Here is a 17,680-nt window from a genome sequence, read left to right as displayed (position 1 = left end):
GCTTTTGTTTTTATAAATCTACAGTTACTAATTGTAAAGTTTCACGGCTTAACTGGCGCACCAAAACTTCTTTGTTTTCGGTAACGGCATCGGCCGACTTGTCGTCAAAGTGACGGATGGTATAAAGGGAAACATCCTCATTATAAGTCACCTTGAATTTTTTGGAAAGTATCGTTTTAAGTTCGTTAAAGTTGTTGAACTTATCATCTACACATACCGAGAAGCTGATAGCAGAGTTCTGGATAAGGTGTACTTTCATTTTGTATTTGTGCAGCAGGCTGAATATCTCACTGATGTTTTCTTCCATAATGAAAGAGAAATCAAGTGATGAAAGTGATATAAGCAGCTGTCCTTTTTTTACGATAAAGCATGAAGTTTGCGGCTCAAGATCAGATCCCTTACTAACGCTTGTTCCCGGTAATAACGGGTTAATAAACGATTTTACGTATAACGGGATTTCTTTTCTTTGAAGCGGCTGTAATGTTTTAGGGTGAATAACCGATGCTCCGTAAAACGCAAGCTCAATAGCTTCACGGTAAGAGATTTGGTTAAGCAGCACCGTATTGTCAAAATACCTTGGGTCGGCATTAAGTACACCCGGTACATCTTTCCATATGGTTACGCTTTCGGCATTAAGGCAGTAAGCAAAAATGGCAGCACTATAGTCAGACCCTTCTCTTCCAAGGGTAGTAGTAAAACTGTTCTCGTCAGATCCCAAGAAACCCTGTGTAATATTAAGGGTTTTCTTTTTAATACCTTTTTTAATGTTTTGCTGTGTCTGTTCCCAGTCTACAACAGCATCACGGTAAGTATTGTCTGTTTTGATAAACTCCCTTACGTCTACCCACTGGTTTTTAAGTCCGCGGTAGTTAAAGTAGTGGCTTACCAGTGTAGTGGAGATAAGCTCTCCCATACTCACTATCTGATCGTAAACAAAGTTATAGTTAGGCGATTTGTTATGCTCAAGGAAATACTCAAGATCACCAAAAAGGCTGTTGATGGCAGCAAAAACCGCATGGTTTTCTTCGTCAAACAGGTCAAGTAGTATCTGGTTATGGTATTTTTTAACGTCCTGTATGGATGATTTAAGCTCAGGAGATTTATCAAAATAGTTCTTGGTAACAACCTCCATGGCATTAGTTGTTTTACCCATAGCAGAAATAACAACAAGCACATCCTCGTGCCCTACTTTCTGCAAAACATCATACACGTTTTTAATACCGTCGGCATCCTTTACCGATGCTCCTCCAAATTTAAATACTCTCATAAATTAAGTGTAAACTTTGTAATTCCTTCTTCGTCCATTTGCACTGTTAACCAGTCCTGAAAAACCGTAGCCCCCGATCGTTCGTAGAAATCAATCGCATGCTGGTTCCAGTTTAGTACAGCCCATTCAATGCGGCGCACGCCTTCCTGTTTGCCAAACTTTATAACCTCTTTATAAAGAGCGCTTCCGGCGCCTGTGCCTCTGTAGGCTTCCTTAACTATAAGATCTTCCAGGTGTATGGTTTTTCCTTTCCAGGTAGAATAGCGGTAATAAAACAGGGCCATCCCTATAATCTCGTTGTCTTTTTCGGCAACAAAGGTTTTAAATAAAGGATTAGGGCCAAATCCGTCCTGTTCCAGTTCATCAACAGTTACCACAACCGCATCGGGTTCATTTTCAAAAACAGCAAGTTCTTTAATAAGTTCCAGCGCGGCCGGCATGTCTTCTTTCTTTCCTTTTCGAATAACCATAAGCAAAATTTGGGGCAAAAATACATTCTATTTAGCTATCTCAGAATAAATTATTATCATTTCACAAAAATATCGATATTTGTGCCCTCAACACAACTACAACGTTATAGTAATGGAAGAACGCAACAAGACACTGGGAGAGTTTATTATTGAAAAGCAGGAAGAGTTTATGTACTCTTCGGGCGAGCTGTCAAGGCTTATTAACTCTATTCGATTAGCTGCTAAAGTGGTTAATTATAAGGTAAATAAGGCTGGGCTTGTAGATATAGTAGGCGCTTTTGGTGAACAGAATGTACAGGGAGAAGACCAGCAAAAACTGGATGTGTATGCAAACGAAACGTTTATGCAAACACTAATAAACCGCGAAATTGTTTGTGGTATCGCATCTGAAGAGAATGATGACTTTATCACAATTAAGGGTAAAGATGGGCTGCATAATAACAAATATGTAGTGCTTATGGATCCGTTAGACGGTTCGTCTAACATTGATGTGAACGTATCTGTAGGTACAATCTTCTCTGTTTTCAGGAGGGTAACACCTGTAGGTACACCGGTAACCAAGGAAGATTTTCTTCAGCCGGGGGTAAACCAGGTTGCTGCCGGGTATGTTATATACGGTACTTCTACCATGCTGGTATATACTACCGGTCACGGAGTAAACGGTTTTACGCTTAACCCTGCTATTGGTACTTTTTACCTGTCGCACCCTAATATGCAGTTCCCTAAAGACGGACATATCTACTCTATTAACGAAGGGAACTATGTACACTTCCCGCAGGGGGTTAAGGATTATATTAAGTACTGCCAGACTGAGGAAGGTGACAGGCCTTATACTTCAAGGTATATAGGTAGCCTGGTGTCAGACATTCACCGTAATATGATTAAGGGTGGTATTTATATTTACCCTACCAGCTCTAAGTCGCCAAAAGGTAAGTTAAGGTTACTTTATGAGTGTAACCCTATGGCGTTTATTGCAGAGCAGGCGGGAGGTAAAGCTTCAGACGGTTTTAACAGGATTATGGAAATCCAGCCAACCGAACTGCACCAACGTGTTCCGTTCTTCTGCGGAAGCGAGAACATGGTTGATAAGGCAAATGAGTTTATGAAGAAATATCAGTAATAAAAAAAAGCCCCGATATCGGGGCTTTTTTTTATTTATTCATGTGTTGCATTTCGTAAAGGAAAGTGTCAAGGTCTACGTTTAATACTAAAAGCGAAAGTGCTTTGTCTACAATGTATTTTACGTTTCCTGGTGTAAAGCCTAGGGCAAGGGCAAAACGGGTAAGTATTTCTTTTTGTTTTGGTCCCAGTATGTGATCAGCATATACCATTCTTGACAGGTCGTATAAACGCTCCAGCCTGTGTACGTGTAGGTATGGAGGGTTAATAGGATATTTTAACGGGTTTGCCATTATCTCAAGATATTCCTCTTCTGAAATTTCAAGTTGTTTGGCAAGTTTGTCAAGAAACGCTTTTTCTTCAGAACTCACGTGACCGTTTTCCATTGCTACTCTTACAATAGCCGAAAAGTGTCCTTTGTTTCTGTTCTTAAAGCCGCTATCAAATAAATCTGAAATAGACATAATTTCTATATGTTATAAATTTTCGGCAAATATAATTCTATATTTTATGTCGGGAGTGATTTTTTAAAAGTTTTTGACAATATTATGTCTTAATCGCGTTTTTCCAGTAAGGTATTTTGTAAAAATTGATGTAAGTTTACAGCTTGCAAATACTGAATCTATATTATGTCGGAATTTCAATTATACTTTCAGCAGGGGCTTTACCATGTGCTGGATATCAACGCTTATGACCACGTACTTTTTATTGTGGCCCTAACCGTGCCTTATGTTTTTAAGGACTGGAAAAACGTATTGTTGCTGGTAACGCTGTTTACCATAGGGCACAGTATGTCGCTTATACTTGCTGTTTATGATATTATATCGGTAAAATCAAGTTTGGTGGAATTTCTTATTCCGGTCACCATTTTTATAACGGCAGTGTATAATATTTTCCGGGCCAATAAATCGGGTAAAAAGGACAGTGTGAACTTCCTGGTCTTTACCACCCTGTTTTTCGGTATAATACACGGTCTTGGTTTTTCAAGTTACTTTAAAATGCTTGTAGCAAATAATAGTGGTGACAAACTGGTTCCGTTAATGGAATTTGCACTGGGTATAGAGGTAGCTCAGGTAATAATAGTACTTGTTGTACTGGTGTTGTCGTGGGCGGTACAAACCTTTTTACGCTTTACTCTTAGGGACTGGATACTGGTTACCTGTTCGTTTGTGGCGGGGGTAGTGGTACCTATGATAATTCATAACCGTATCTGGTAAATAATTAGCATAATAAATTAAGTGAAAAAGCTTAAATTTGAATGTAGGCTTGGATAATGAAGGATAAAAAACTCAATAAATACGATAAGGCTTATTTAAGAATAGCCAGAGAATGGGGACAGCTGTCTTATTGCGTCAGGAAAAAAGTTGGTGCAATTATTGTAAAAGACAGAATGATAATATCTGACGGATATAACGGTACCCCATCGGGCTTTGAGAATTGTTGTGAAGATGACGAAGGCCTAACAAAATGGTATGTACTGCATGCCGAAGCAAATGCAATATTAAAAGTAGCACGTTCAACACAATCGTGTGAGGGGGCTACACTTTACATAACCATGTCTCCCTGTAAGGACTGTAGTAAGCTAATACATCAGTCGGGTATTAAAAGAGTGGTGTACCAAAGCAGTTATAAAGATAATTCGGGTATCGACTTTTTAATGAGGGCAGGGGTAGAAGTGGTACATGTAGAGGATTTAGATACAGAATAATATGGAAAACGGAGATATCAGGCCGAAAAACAATCAGGTAAATAAAATTTACCTGCCTATCATAATCGCAATAGCCCTGGCGGCAGGAGTGATTATGGGTAACTTTTTTAATGTGTTCTCCGGAAACCGAACATTTATTTCCAAAAGCTCCCATAAAAACAAGCTTAACAGGCTTATGGATTTTATTGAGAGCGACTATGTGGATAATGTAAATACCGACTCTATTGTAGATCTTACCGTAAACAACATACTGGAAAAACTGGATCCGCATTCGGTGTATATTGCTAAAGAAGATATGCAGCAGGTAGCCCAAAGCATGAAGGGTGACTTTGTGGGTATAGGGGTTAACTTTTATATGTATAAAGATTCTGTTGCTATTATTAAGCCGGTGCCTCAGGGACCGTCTGATAAGGCAGGTATAAAAGCCGGAGACCGTATACTTTTTGCAGGTAACGATCAGCTTTATGGCAGAAAATTACCTAACGACAGCCTTTTCTCTAAGCTTAAAGGGGAGGAAGGATCATCTATAGAACTTACCGTTTATCGTAAAACCGAAGGTAAGCAGTTTAAAGTAAATGTGGTTAGGGATATAATACCTATAAAAAGCGTAGATGCTGCAGTGTTGCTAGATAATAAAACAGGCTACATAAAAATTAACCGTTTTGCCGAAACTACTTATCAGGAATTTCATAAGGCATTACTTGATTTAAAAAGTCAGGGAGCAGAATCGCTTATGATTGACTTAAGAGATAATGGTGGCGGCTATCTTGAAATGGCGGTTGATATTGCCGATGATCTTTTACAGGATGATTTGGTAATAGTAAAAACAAAGAATAAAAAAGATAGGGAAGATATTACCTATTCTACCGATAAGGGTGACTTTGAAAATGGTAAACTGTATTTACTGATAAATGAAAACAGTGCATCGGCAAGTGAAATATTAGCCGGAGCTATTCAGGATAATGACAGGGGGACTATTGTAGGTCGCCGTTCGTTTGGTAAAGGGCTAGTGCAGCGCGAAATGCCTTTAGGAGACGGTTCGGCAGTGCGATTAACAGTTGCCCGTTACTATACGCCATCGGGCAGATCTATACAACGTAGTTATGCGCATGGTGGCGATGAATATTTTAATGATTTTTCTAAACGCTATGAAAGCGGAGAGCTTTATGCTGCCGACAGTATTAAAATTGCCGATACTCTAAAGTATAAAACTCTTAAAGGACGTACTGTTTATGGTGGCGGAGGTATAATTCCTGATTTGTTTGTGCCTATGGAAGGTAAACACGGAGATGAAGGAGTAAGTATGATAATGCAGTCGGGGTTTGTAAGCTATTTTGTTTTTGAAGAGCTGGACAAGCAAAGAAAAGAGTTTAGCTTTCTTAATGAGAAAGAAGTTGCCGATAAGGTTTTGAATACTGATAAGTATTATGCTCACTTTGCAAAATATATTTCTGCTAACGGACTTATATTTGATTTGGCTAAGCACAAGCAAAGGGTTAAGTTTTATATCGCTGCCGAGTTTGTAAAGCAGTTAATAGGTGATAGTGCTTATTATAAAATGGTACTGGGAGAAGATAATATGATAAAAGCCGTACTGGCTGATGAGAAAAAATAATTCCCGGCCCTACGGCTTTTAATCTGTTGAAATTACCTGTTATTATTTTACCCGTGTGCTGTCGTGATGTTGCGACGGGATTCCGTTATTCCATAATGTAAGGATGTCTGTACCTACAGATGCGCCACTTCCGGCAGCGATAGAAAGCTGACTTCTCCATCCGGCAAGTGTTCCTGCTGCATAAATACCTTCGGCTACCAAGTGGTCATCATTTTTAAGCTGTATCCTGTTTTTCTCAGGCATCGCTTTTTTATGTGGTATAACATATTCCGTAAGACCTTCGATGGCAAAAGTATTAGCCGATCCTATGGCAACCACTATAATTTTTGTGTTGTAGGTATTTTTGTTTGTAGTAACTGTAAAGTTTCCGGCTTCACCCTCTACTTTAATAACCTTTTCTTTTTCAATCTGCTCCACATCAGGGTAGGCGCTATGCAGGTGCTCAAGGCTTTCTTCCATAATCTCCTTACCCAGTTTTCCCTGTGGTATTCCGTAAGCATTGTTGAATAATGCATCCTGTAATGCCGATGCTTTCTGGTGGGTAAATATTCCTATTTTTTTGCCCTGTGCATAAGGCTTGTTTAGGGCAGAGCCCAATATAAGTGCGCAGGATACTCCGGATACCCCTCCGCCAATAATTAAAACGTCAAACATGCTTTTTCCCTTATCTTGTTTTTTCTTCAATACTTTTAGCCATCTTAAATATAAGAAGGATGCAAACGGCACAAAGTGATGCTACAATCCCTATAAGGGCTATAAGACTGTTGCCTTCTAAAAGATTACTGAAATCAAGTAAGGTGATGTTAAATATAATTATGGCAACTGCAATTGCCAGTAGTGTGTAAATTAAAATTTTCATTCTATTAAATCTTAAATAGTTACAACCTGATTTAATTAAAACTTAGGTTGTGAATGTAATAAATATATAACTAAGCGAATAATCCTTTAACATTAGCAGCAAATAATTTAACAGCTATCGCTAAAAGTATCACTCCAAAAATCTTACGGATAACACCAAGGCCGTTTTCTCCCAAAAGCCTTTCTATTTTTGCAGAGGCTTTTAGTACTATATATACTACCAGTATATTGATAACTATGGCTATTATGATGTTTATTTTTTCATATTCGGCACGCAAGGATAATATGGTGGTCATGGTACCTGCTCCTGCAATAAGCGGGAAAGCAATGGGTACTATGGATGCTGTGTTGGGATTATCTTCCTTATACAGGCGTATGCCCAATATCATTTCCAGCGCCAGGAAAAACAGTACAAACGAACCGGCTACGGCAAACGAGCTGGCATCTATACCTATAAGTTTAAGTATTTCTTCTCCCACAAATAGAAAGGCAATCATGATTATGGCAGCAACCAGGGCTGCTTTTTCCGACTGTATGTGTCCTACTTTATTACGAAGGTCTACTATAATAGGTACACTGCCTATAATGTCTATAACCGCAAAAAGCACCATGCTTATGGTGAAGATTTCTTTCCAGTCAAATCCCATTTTCGTTTGTTTTTAAGAATTAACAAAAGTATTAATAATAAACCGATATATAGTTAAAATTTTCTAAGTGCCGTTTTGGGTGAGTAACACAGCTAAACTTTGATTATCTTTGCGGCATGTTTCAACTGGGTAAAACAATAGTGTCTGAGGACATTTTAGAGAAAGAATTTGTGTGCAACTTAACGGCATGCAAGGGAGCTTGTTGTGTAGACGGAGATGCAGGTGCTCCATTAAGTGAAGAGGAAACAAAGATACTGGAGGAAATTTATCCGAAGGTTAAGCCTTTTTTAAGAAAAGAAGGTATTGAAGCTATAGAGGCTAAGGGAGTATGGGTAACCGGTACCGATGGTGACCTGGAAACCCCACTTATAGATAATAAAGATTGTGCCTACGTTATTTTTGACGGCGATACTGCACTTTGCGGTATTGAGCAGGCATATAACGAAGGGATTGTAAGCTGGAAAAAACCGGTTTCATGTCATTTATACCCTGTTCGTGTAAAAGATTTTACAGAGTTTGCGGCGGTTAACTACGACCGCTGGGATATATGTAACCCTGCCTGTGCTTTAGGTAAGGAACTTGAAGTTCCGGTTTACAAATTTGTAAAGGAAGCACTGGTAAGAAGGTTTGGTGCCGATTGGTATGCCGAACTTGAAAAGGTGGCAGAGGATTTAAAGGACGACCCTTCTCCAAGAAGGCGTTAAAATGCTTTAAAAACCGCGTCAATTGCGGGAAAACCGCAAAATAATTCGTAAATTTATTTTTATGCAATATGTTCGCAATCAATACGTTGCGAATGTGATTTTTATTGCCTGTTAAAATTGGGGTTGTTAAAAACTCTGCCCGATTGTGAATAAGTTTGCCTTTCATTTATTGATACAAATGCCAATCTTTGTATTACCGCTTTACCAAAAAAATCATTTTTATAATACCATAAAAGTCAAAAAGATATGTCTGCAGTAGAACCAATTTTACAAGAAAACAAGAATCGATTTGTAATTTTCCCGATAAAACACCACGATATTTGGGATTGGTACAAGAAAATGGAGGCTAGTTTCTGGACGGCAGAAGAGATCGATTTACATCAGGATCTTACCGATTGGAATACTAAGCTTAATGATGATGAAAAATACTTTATAAAGCACATATTAGCATTCTTTGCGGCTTCTGATGGTATTGTTAACGAAAATCTTGCTGAAAACTTTGTAAACGAGGTTCAGTATGCTGAAGCGAAGTTTTTTTACGGTTTCCAAATCATGATGGAAAACATCCATAGTGAAACCTATTCTCTTCTTATTGATACTTATGTAAAGGATGATGCAGAGAAAAATCAGCTTTTCCATGCCATTGAAGTATTCCCTGCGATTAAGAAAAAAGCAGAGTGGGCACTTAAATGGATAGAGTCTGATTCGTTTGCAGAAAGACTTATCGCGTTTGCAGCTGTAGAGGGTATTTTCTTCTCGGGTGCATTCTGTTCTATATTTTGGCTTAAAAAACGCGGTTTAATGCCGGGACTAACCTTCTCTAATGAGCTTATCTCGAGAGACGAAGGTGTGCACTGTGACTTTGCGGTTCACCTGCACAACAACCACCTTGTAAACAAGGTTTCTAAAGAAAGAATTAAAGAAATCATTATGGATGCATTAACCATAGAGAGAGAGTTTATTACCGAATCACTTCCTGTAAGTCTTATCGGTATGAACGCTACCTTAATGACGCAGTACCTTGAGTTTGTTACCGACAGGCTTTTAGTAGAGCTTGGTTGTGAAAAACAATTCAACTCTGGTAACCCGTTTGATTTTATGGATATGATTTCACTTCAGGGTAAAACAAACTTCTTTGAGAAAAGGGTTTCTGAATATCAGAAAGCCGGTGTAATTAATAAGGATACCGATTCTCAGAAAATTAGTTTTGACGCTGACTTTTAATAAAAATATACCCCAACTAACTGAAACGGGCGTCGTGTACGCCCAATGTATTAACCCCTAAATTGTTGCCTTATGAATGTAGTAAAAAGAGATGGCCGCAGAGAGCCGGTAATGTTTGACAAGATCACGGACAGAATAAGGATATTATGCTACGAGCTTAATGAATTAGTCGATCCGGTAAAGGTAGCTATGCGTGTTATCGAAGGTTTATATGATGGTGTAAACACATCTGAACTGGATAACCTGGCGGCTGAAACTGCTGCTTCGATGACCACCACGCATCCTGATTATGCTCAGCTGGCAGCGCGTATTGCGGTGTCTAACCTGCATAAAAATACCAAAAAATCGTTCTCGGAAACGATGCACGATATGTATAACTATGTTAACCCAAGAACCGGTCAGGCTTCCCCACTTCTGTCAGACGAGGTTTATGAGGTAATCATGGCAAATGCTGAGGTTTTAGATTCAACCATTATTTACAACAGGGATTTTAACTACGATTATTTCGGGTTTAAAACCCTAGAGCGTTCTTACCTGCTTAAAATAAACGGTAAGATTGTAGAGAGACCGCAACACATGCTTATGAGGGTGTCTATTGGTATCCATATAGATGATATCGAGGCAGCTATTGAGACGTATGAACTTATGTCTAAAAAGTTCTTTACGCATGCAACTCCTACATTATTTAACTCTGGTACACCAAAACCGCAAATGTCTTCATGCTTCCTGTTAACCATGCGTGATGATAGTATTGACGGTATTTATGATACATTAAAGCAAACTGCTAAGATATCGCAGTCTGCAGGAGGTATTGGTCTTTCTATTCACAATGTAAGAGCTACAGGTTCATACATTCGTGGTACAAACGGTACTTCAAACGGTATTGTGCCTATGCTTCGTGTGTTTAACGACACTGCCCGTTATGTAGACCAGGGTGGCGGTAAGCGTAAAGGTAGCTTTGCTGTATATATTGAAACATGGCATGCTGATATTTTTGACTTCCTTGATCTTAAAAAGAATCACGGTAAGGAAGAAATGCGTGCTAGGGATTTATTCTATGCCATGTGGACATCTGACCTTTTCATGAAACGTGTTGAGGAAGATGCTAAATGGACATTAATGTGTCCTAACGAATGCCCGGGACTTTATGATGTGTATGGTGAAGAGTTTGAGAAAATGTACGAATCATACGAAGCTGCCGGTAAAGGAAGAAAAACAATCAAAGCACGTGAGCTTTGGGAAAAAATACTTGAATCTCAAATTGAGACAGGTACACCATACATGCTTTACAAAGATGCGGCTAACAGAAAGTCAAACCAGAAAAACCTGGGTACTATCCGTTCTTCAAACCTTTGTACAGAGATTATGGAGTATACTGCTGCCGATGAGGTTGCGGTTTGTAACCTTGCTTCTATCTCATTACCAATGTTTGTGGAAGACGGTAAGTTTAACCACGATTACCTGTATGACGTAACCAAACGTGTAACACGTAACCTTAACAAGGTAATTGACAGGAATTACTACCCGGTACCTGAGGCAGAAAACTCTAATATGCGCCACCGTCCGGTAGGGCTGGGTGTACAGGGTCTTGCAGATGCTTTCATCATGATGCGTATGCCGTTTACAAGTGATGAGGCTAAAAAAGCAAACCAGGAGATTTTTGAAACTATTTACTTTGCGGCAGTAACTGCTTCTATGGAAATGGCAAAAGAAGAAGGACCATACTCAACTTTTGAAGGTTCTCCAATTTCTCAGGGTGAGTTCCAGTACAACCTTTGGGGCTTAAAAGATGAAGAACTAAGCGGTCGTTGGGACTGGGCTTCTTTAAGAAAAGAAGTTATGGAGCACGGTGTGAGAAACTCACTGTTAATGGCACCAATGCCTACAGCTTCAACTTCTCAGATATTAGGAAACAACGAAGCGTTTGAACCTTATACTTCTAACATCTATACCAGAAGGGTACTTTCGGGTGAGTTTATCGTAGTAAACAAACACCTTCTTGAAGACCTTGTAAAACTGGGTATATGGAACGAAGAACTTAAGCAGGAGCTTATGAGAGCTAACGGTTCTATTCAGCATATTGACATTATTCCTCAGGATATAAAAGACCTTTACAAAACGGTTTGGGAAATGAGTATGAAAGACATCATTGATATGTCTCGCCAAAGAGGTTACTTTATTGACCAATCGCAGTCGCTTAACCTGTTTATGGAAAATGCAACGTTTTCAAAGCTAACGTCAATGCACTTCTATGCATGGAAGAGCGGACTTAAAACAGGTATGTACTACTTAAGAACTAAGAGTGCTGTTGATGCTATTAAGTTTACACTTAATAACGAGAAAAAAGCAGAACCTGTTGCGGCTACAGCTAATGCTTCGGGAGAATCAGAAGCAATGTCGGTTACAGAATTTCAGGCAATGATTGAGCGTTCCCGTAATGCTGAGCCGGACGATTGTGAAATGTGCGGATCGTAATTGACTGCAAAACATAAATAATAAATCAGGTAAGGAGCAGTAATGCTCCTTATTTGGTTAAACAACAAATGTGATTTTTAAAACCAATACCAACCAATTATGTATAAAATAGATACTATTGATGTTACTCATGAAATGATTGCCGGTAAAGGCAAGAGATTTGGGAATTATATAATAGACATCCTCTTACGGTATGTTGTATTTTTAGGTTTGGGGGTCTTTGCTGGGCTACTGTATAATTTTGGGTACGACTCTTTATACTTAAGGGTAATTGAAATGAGTAAATTAGAAGAGTTGGCGTATGGTTATCTGTTTCTTTTTGTTTATTATGTAGTTTTTGAGAGTATTTTCCAAAGGACATTAGGTAAATATATTACAGGAACTATGGTTGTTATGGAAGATGGGTCTAAGCCTTCATTTAAGGTAATTCTTTTAAGGTCTTTATGCAGGATGATACCTTTTGACCCTTTTTCTTTTCTTTCAGACAAACCAAGAGGTTGGCATGATAGTTTGGTGAATACTTATGTTGTTGATGTTAAAGTTTATAAAGCAGCATTGGAACTTAGAAACTCTTTTGAGGAGATAGGCTCTAATCAGTAATCATTTTAAAATAAATAATAAAAGATATGTCAAAAGACAAAAAGGATATTTATACCGGAATCATTGAGAAAGACGAAGAAGGAAACTTTTTTTGTGGAGAGTACCTGTTAGATTATAAGCGTGTAACTGCCGAATTTAAACTGGGCGATAAAGTAAGTATCAGGTCGGTTATTGAGAATCCAAGCGATAAGAGCTACGACAAGTATCCTAAAAAGTCGAAGGATTTCTTTTTGTTTAATAATAAAAAATAAGGGGCAATCCCTCATTAGTTATGGCTACAATGATGCAGTGGGAACAGTTACTGTCGCTTAAAAGGCAGGGTGATACCAGTAAGCGTCTCCGCAGGGAGCAGGATGATACGCGTTTGGGCTTTGAAGTAGATTATGACCGTATAATATTCTCATCGACTTTTAGAAGCCTACAGGATAAAACACAGGTTATACCACTTTCCAAAACCGATTTTGTGCACACCAGGCTTACCCATAGTCTTGAGGTTTCGGTTGTAGGGCGTTCTTTGGGAAGGCTTGTAGGTAAAAAAATTATCGAAAAGCATCCGTACCTCCAGGATACACACGGTTACCAAATGAATGATTTTGGGGCAATTGTGGCTGCTGCTGCACTGGCTCACGATATAGGTAACCCTCCGTTTGGACACTCGGGTGAAAAAGCAATAGGAGAGTATTTTAAAACCGGTAAGGGGCAGCAGTATAAAAGTGATCTTACCGATAAGGAATGGCAGGACCTGATAGATTTTGAAGGTAATGCAAACGGTTTTAACCTGCTTTCGGCTTCAAGGCCGGGTATTGAGGGCGGACTGCGTATTTCCTATGCGACACTGGGTGCGTTTATGAAGTATCCTAAGGAGTCACTACCTAAAAAACCTACAGCTAATATAGCTGATAAAAAATACGGTTTCTTTCAAACCGATAAAGACTTTTTTCAGGATGTGGCAAAAGAGCTTGGACTGATTCCGAATAAAACAGGGAATGATATAGGTTTTGAGCGCCATCCGCTGGCTTATCTTGTAGAGGCTGCCGATGATATATGTTACACCATTATCGACTTTGAAGATGGTATTAACCTTGGGCTTATACCTGAAGAGTTTGCACTGGAGTATCTTATCAAACTGGTAAAAGGTAGTATTGATGTGGCTAAATACAATACACTCGTGACTAAAGAAGACAGGATAAGTTACCTGCGTGCCTTGGCGATTAGCAGCCTGATTAATGATGCTGTTAATGTGTTTGTAGAAAACGAGGAGAAAATACTGAAAGGTGAATATCCTTATGCTTTAACCGATCAGGGTAAGTACACAGCACAAATGAAGGATATCATTGATCTTAGTATTAAAAATATTTACCAGAGCCGTGAGGTGGTAGAAAAAGAAATAATAGGGTATCGTATTATCAATACGCTGCTGGATACCTTCTGTACAGCCTATAACAATAAGTTTGACGGCACGGAAAGTAACTACGATAAGTTGGTTTTAAAAATGCTTCCTGAAAGGTTTATTACAGATAAAATGAACCTGTATGACAGGCTGTTGCATATATGCCACTTTGTATCTACACTAACAGATGGTAAGGCATTGTTGTTATACAATACCATTACCGGAAATACAAAAGCCTAAAGGTATTTAGAAAGTATAGCTAAGGCCTACACCCAGTAGTTGCTTTAGCTGTATTTTCGGACCTTTTGCCACTACAACGCCATCAATCTCTTCGGTGGCTTTAATATCATCGTCATAAATAAGGTGTGTGCCTATATTGGCCTTTACATACTCATTTACGGTCATATCCAGTTGGAGCTGCCAGTCCACATCCACATTACCAAACTTATTAATATAATCGGTATAAAGTGTAAGTCGCTGGTCCATCATGATGTTTTTAAACACCTGTCTTTTAAACTGTCCGGTTAATAATATACCTACCTCAGTGCGTGAGTTTTTACCAGATCTTATAAGGTTTCCTAACTCGTCATATATAGCTTTGTCCACACCAAAAGCTCCTTTGTTGGCAAGGGTTTGGTTAAGTACTAAAGTAGTCTTGTTAGTAAGCGGAGAAAGATAAACGGTTAAACCAAGGTCTTTCCTTTTATATTCAGAACCCACCCCGAGAAAGATATATGCAGGAGAAAATGGTCCCGAAATCTCATCAGTAGTGTTAGGATAAGCATAACCGTTAGCAAACTGTGTGGTGAAAGTAAACTTGGCACTATAATACCAGTTGGAAATGGTGTCTTTCCTGTAGCCAAAAGTAGAGTTTAGCTGAATTTTATCGTCAGTTTTACGAACCTCCTGTCCTTCCTGGCTGTTCAGGCCATAGCGAAGTATAAGCTCGTTTGCCCAGTTTACGTTCTTCTTAGTGTAATTTCGGGAAAATTCACCTTTAACTACCCCCGAAATAGCATTGTTACCACCTACACTCCAGTTGATAAATGCTACCTGATTAATGTCCAGTCCCAGCTTATTGTTCTTTTCCCAATAAGTTATGGAATCGGGCAGTGTAGTGGTTATTATAACCTGCGAATAAATTTTTGAGCTTGTAATTAAAATAAATAATACTGTAATAACTGTTTTAATCCTCATTTTTTCTATTTGGGGTATTAAAAGGTGCGGTGCAAAAATCGAAAATTTTAATAAGCTGAAAAAATATCTATTAAGCTTTTAACGTCAATGCCGCAGTAATGTTGTAAACGGTTTATGCTTCCATGTTCAATAAATTCATCCGGAATGCCTAATGTAATAATTTTATTACAATAATTATGCTTTGCAGCAAAATCGGACGCAATGCTTCCAAATCCTCCAATTATTGTGCCGTCTTCTATGGTAATAACCGTTTTATGTGTAGAAAATATTGCGTGTAATGTTTCCTCATCTATGGGTTTAATATAACCAAAGTGATAATGGGAAAATAGCCTTGAATTGTCTACTTCGCTTAGTGCTTTGGTTATGTTATTACCTATAGCTCCTGTAGATACTATGGCTACTTCACTGCCCTGTTGCAGTAGTCTCGCTTTGCCGAAAGGAATGCTTTCAAAAGGCAATTGCCAGTTGGTGCTTTCACCACGCCCACGCGGGTAACGGATGGCTATAGGTCGTTCTATACCCAGTTGTGTTGTGTAAAGTATGTTGCGTAATTCTTTTTCGTTAAGCGGAGCAAAAATATCAAGGTTGGGAATGCAGTTAAGGTAGGCAATGTCGAAAACCCCGTGGTGAGTTGCCCCGTCTTCCCCAACTAATCCTGCCCTGTCCAGACAAAAAATTACCGGTAGGTTTTGCAGTGCCACATCGTGTATTACCTGATCGTATGCCCTTTGCAGGAAGGTAGAATAAATATTGCAGTACACTGTCATTCCCTGTGTAGCCATACCGGCGGCAAGGGTTACGGCATGTTGTTCGGCAATACCTACATCAATAGCCCTGTTTGGGAAGGCTTCCATCATAAACTTCATGGAACTACCCGATGGCATAGCGGGTGTAATACCTATTATCTTTTCGTTTTTCTCTGCCAGTTCGGTAAGGGTAAGCCCAAATACATCCTGATATTTAGGCGGCAGGTTTTCATCGGTAACTTTTAGGATCTCTCCGGTAACTTTATCAAATTTTCCGGGAGCATGGTATTTCACCTGGTCCTCTTCGGCTTTTTTGAGGCCTTTACCTTTTGTGGTTATAATGTGAAGGAAACGAGGTCCTTTTTTGTTTTTAAGGCGTTGCAGCTCTTTAGTAAGGGCTGGCAGGTCGTGCCCGTCTATAGGTCCTGAATAGTCAAAATTCAGGGATTTTATCATATTGTTCTGGCGTGGGTTCTTTCCTTCCTTAACCTGTGTAAGATAGTGTTTTAATGCTCCTACGCTAGGGTCTATCCCTATGGCATTGTCGTTTAGTATGACCAGTAGGTTGGCATCGGTTACCCCGGCATGGTTAAGCCCTTCAAATGCCATGCCCGATGCGATGGAGGCATCCCCAATCACGGCAATATGATTTTTATCGGTATCGCCTTTAAGTTGTGAAGCAATAGCCATACCCAGTGCCGCCGATATGGAGGTGGAGGAGTGACCTACTCCAAAGGTATCATATTTGCTTTCGCTTCTTTTCGGGAATCCGCTAATACCGCCAAACTGCCTGTTGGTATCAAAATTATCCCTGCGTCCGGTAAGTATTTTGTGTCCGTATGCCTGATGTCCCACGTCCCATACCAGTAAATCTTCGGGAGTATTAAAAATATAATGCAGTGCAATGGTAAGTTCTACCACGCCAAGGCTTGCGCCAAGGTGACCTTCCTTAACCGAAACCACATCAATAATAAAATCGCGTAACTCCTGTGCCAGCTCAGGGAGCTGTTCGGGGGTCAGTTTTCTTAAATCTAAGGGGGTTTGGATATGTGAGAGTAAATTGCCTGACATTATAGGTTTTGAAAGGACAAATTTACAATATAGTTTCCTATTTTTGAATGGCAATACAAAACAATTAGGCAGCCCTGATGACAGAAGATATTTTTACCGACGAGTATTTTATGAAAAAAGCACTTAACGAGGCGCATGAAGCTTTTGATAAGGGCGAAATACCGGTAGGTGCTGTTATAGTGGTGGACAACAGGGTTATTGCCAGAACCCACAACCTAACCGAGTTGCTTACAGATGTAACGGCACATGCCGAAATGCAGGCCATAACGTCGGCGGCAAATTTTTTAGGCGGTAAATATCTTACAGGATGTACATTGTATGTAACGCTCGAACCCTGCCAGATGTGTGCTGGGGCGTTGTACTGGAGCCAGATATCAAAAGTGGTGTATGGTGCCGATGATACCCACAGGGGGTATAAGGTAATGGGGGCAAAACTACATCCCAAAACGCAAGTGGTAACCGGAGTTATGGCTGAAGAATGTTCGGTTTTGATGAAAGAGTTTTTCAAAAAAAGGCGTTAATTTCATTTTTATTGAAAAATCACTGATTTAGGTTAGCTGATTTTTAATGAATTAATCATAAATTTACT

Annotated in this window: 19 protein-coding genes; 11 read left to right on the top strand and 8 right to left on the bottom strand. The window is 39.3% G+C overall.

Annotated features, from left to right (window positions below; genetic code table 11):
- Nucleotides 1-10 precede the first annotated feature (10 nt).
- Together GN157_RS13900 and GN157_RS13895 are read right to left on the bottom strand one after the other, a co-directional pair.
- Nucleotides 11-1,267, bottom strand: coding sequence for an aspartate kinase (locus GN157_RS13900; protein WP_157484117.1), 1,257 nt, complete (start codon nucleotides 1,265-1,267; stop codon nucleotides 11-13).
- Entirely contained in the window at nucleotides 1,264-1,737 is a 474-nt protein-coding gene (locus tag GN157_RS13895; protein ID WP_157484116.1) for a GNAT family N-acetyltransferase, read from the bottom strand. Before GN157_RS13895 ends, GN157_RS13900 begins: the two co-directional genes overlap by 4 nt.
- A 112-nt stretch (nucleotides 1,738-1,849) precedes the next feature.
- On the opposite strand from GN157_RS13895, the gene fbp reads away from it, so the two are divergent.
- Nucleotides 1,850-2,857: a class 1 fructose-bisphosphatase gene (gene fbp / locus GN157_RS13890; protein WP_157484115.1), complete on the top strand. Its 1,008-nt coding sequence runs from the start codon at nucleotides 1,850-1,852 to the stop codon at nucleotides 2,855-2,857.
- 31 nt (nucleotides 2,858-2,888) lie between these two features.
- Here fbp and GN157_RS13885 read toward each other — a convergent pair whose 3' ends face one another.
- Nucleotides 2,889-3,320 carry a tellurite resistance TerB family protein gene (locus tag GN157_RS13885; protein WP_035135207.1) on the bottom strand — a complete coding sequence of 144 codons (432 nt, stop codon included), beginning with the start codon at nucleotides 3,318-3,320 and terminating at the stop codon, nucleotides 2,889-2,891.
- Nucleotides 3,321-3,485: 165 nt separating this feature from the next.
- Between GN157_RS13885 and GN157_RS13880 the strand changes: the two genes are divergently transcribed.
- The 3 genes from GN157_RS13880 to GN157_RS13870 are packed head-to-tail and all read left to right on the top strand — an operon-like array spanning nucleotide 3,486 to nucleotide 6,179.
- Nucleotides 3,486-4,073, top strand: a complete 588-nt coding sequence (locus GN157_RS13880) for a HupE/UreJ family protein (protein ID WP_157484114.1) — start codon at nucleotides 3,486-3,488, stop codon at nucleotides 4,071-4,073.
- Nucleotides 4,074-4,129: 56 nt separating this feature from the next.
- The gene (locus tag GN157_RS13875; protein ID WP_157484113.1) at nucleotides 4,130-4,564 is read left to right on the top strand and encodes a deoxycytidylate deaminase; all 435 of its coding nucleotides are present in this window, start codon (nucleotides 4,130-4,132) and stop codon (nucleotides 4,562-4,564) included.
- Between the two features lies 1 nt (nucleotide 4,565).
- Nucleotides 4,566-6,179, top strand: a complete 1,614-nt coding sequence (locus GN157_RS13870; RefSeq protein ID WP_157484112.1) for a S41 family peptidase — start codon at nucleotides 4,566-4,568, stop codon at nucleotides 6,177-6,179.
- Between the two features lie 42 nt (nucleotides 6,180-6,221).
- Here the strand turns inward: GN157_RS13870 and GN157_RS13865 are convergent, their stop codons facing one another.
- From GN157_RS13865 to GN157_RS13855, 3 genes are all read right to left on the bottom strand, one after another.
- Nucleotides 6,222-6,833: an FAD-dependent oxidoreductase gene (locus GN157_RS13865; protein ID WP_157484111.1), complete on the bottom strand. Its 612-nt coding sequence runs from the start codon at nucleotides 6,831-6,833 to the stop codon at nucleotides 6,222-6,224.
- A gap of 10 nt (nucleotides 6,834-6,843) precedes the next feature.
- The gene (locus tag GN157_RS13860; RefSeq protein ID WP_157484110.1) at nucleotides 6,844-7,038 is read right to left on the bottom strand and encodes a hypothetical protein; all 195 of its coding nucleotides are present in this window, start codon (nucleotides 7,036-7,038) and stop codon (nucleotides 6,844-6,846) included.
- 70 nt (nucleotides 7,039-7,108) lie between these two features.
- The gene (locus GN157_RS13855) at nucleotides 7,109-7,684 is read right to left on the bottom strand and encodes a MarC family protein (protein ID WP_157484109.1); all 576 of its coding nucleotides are present in this window, start codon (nucleotides 7,682-7,684) and stop codon (nucleotides 7,109-7,111) included.
- A 116-nt stretch (nucleotides 7,685-7,800) separates the two neighbouring features.
- Between GN157_RS13855 and GN157_RS13850 the strand changes: the two genes are divergently transcribed.
- The 6 genes from GN157_RS13850 to GN157_RS13825 all read left to right on the top strand — a co-directional run bounded on the left by GN157_RS13850 (nucleotide 7,801) and on the right by GN157_RS13825 (nucleotide 14,317).
- On the top strand, nucleotides 7,801-8,388 hold the full coding sequence (locus GN157_RS13850) for a DUF3109 family protein (RefSeq protein ID WP_157484108.1): 588 nt from the start codon (nucleotides 7,801-7,803) through the stop codon (nucleotides 8,386-8,388).
- A gap of 246 nt (nucleotides 8,389-8,634) precedes the next feature.
- Entirely contained in the window at nucleotides 8,635-9,612 is a 978-nt protein-coding gene (locus tag GN157_RS13845) for a ribonucleotide-diphosphate reductase subunit beta (RefSeq protein ID WP_157484107.1), read from the top strand.
- Between the two features lie 72 nt (nucleotides 9,613-9,684).
- Nucleotides 9,685-12,087: a ribonucleoside-diphosphate reductase subunit alpha gene (locus GN157_RS13840; protein WP_157484106.1), complete on the top strand. Its 2,403-nt coding sequence runs from the start codon at nucleotides 9,685-9,687 to the stop codon at nucleotides 12,085-12,087.
- Between the two features lie 99 nt (nucleotides 12,088-12,186).
- A complete protein-coding gene (locus GN157_RS13835) occupies nucleotides 12,187-12,687 on the top strand; it encodes an RDD family protein (protein ID WP_157484105.1) in 501 nt (166 codons plus the stop codon).
- A gap of 26 nt (nucleotides 12,688-12,713) precedes the next feature.
- Nucleotides 12,714-12,938 carry a hypothetical protein gene (locus GN157_RS13830; RefSeq protein WP_157484104.1) on the top strand — a complete coding sequence of 75 codons (225 nt, stop codon included), beginning with the start codon at nucleotides 12,714-12,716 and terminating at the stop codon, nucleotides 12,936-12,938.
- 32 nt (nucleotides 12,939-12,970) lie between these two features.
- Complete coding sequence (locus tag GN157_RS13825) at nucleotides 12,971-14,317, top strand: deoxyguanosinetriphosphate triphosphohydrolase (protein WP_157484195.1); 1,347 nt, start codon at nucleotides 12,971-12,973, stop codon at nucleotides 14,315-14,317.
- Between the two features lie 6 nt (nucleotides 14,318-14,323).
- Here the strand turns inward: GN157_RS13825 and GN157_RS13820 are convergent, their stop codons facing one another.
- Together GN157_RS13820 and GN157_RS13815 are read right to left on the bottom strand one after the other, a co-directional pair.
- Nucleotides 14,324-15,274, bottom strand: coding sequence for a DUF3078 domain-containing protein (locus GN157_RS13820; RefSeq protein ID WP_157484103.1), 951 nt, complete (start codon nucleotides 15,272-15,274; stop codon nucleotides 14,324-14,326).
- A 47-nt stretch (nucleotides 15,275-15,321) separates the two neighbouring features.
- Nucleotides 15,322-17,091, bottom strand: coding sequence for a 1-deoxy-D-xylulose-5-phosphate synthase (locus GN157_RS13815; protein ID WP_157484102.1), 1,770 nt, complete (start codon nucleotides 17,089-17,091; stop codon nucleotides 15,322-15,324).
- Between the two features lie 77 nt (nucleotides 17,092-17,168).
- On the opposite strand from GN157_RS13815, the gene GN157_RS13810 reads away from it, so the two are divergent.
- Nucleotides 17,169-17,612, top strand: coding sequence for a nucleoside deaminase (locus GN157_RS13810; RefSeq protein ID WP_035135180.1), 444 nt, complete (start codon nucleotides 17,169-17,171; stop codon nucleotides 17,610-17,612).
- Nucleotides 17,613-17,680 lie beyond the last annotated feature (68 nt).

This window comes from Flavobacterium rakeshii (genome assembly GCF_009741375.1).
Classification (GTDB): Bacteria; Bacteroidota; Bacteroidia; order Flavobacteriales; family Flavobacteriaceae; genus Flavobacterium; species Flavobacterium rakeshii.
The sequence above is the reverse complement of the archived record's forward strand: the minus strand, read 5'-3'. Positions and strand labels throughout refer to the sequence as shown.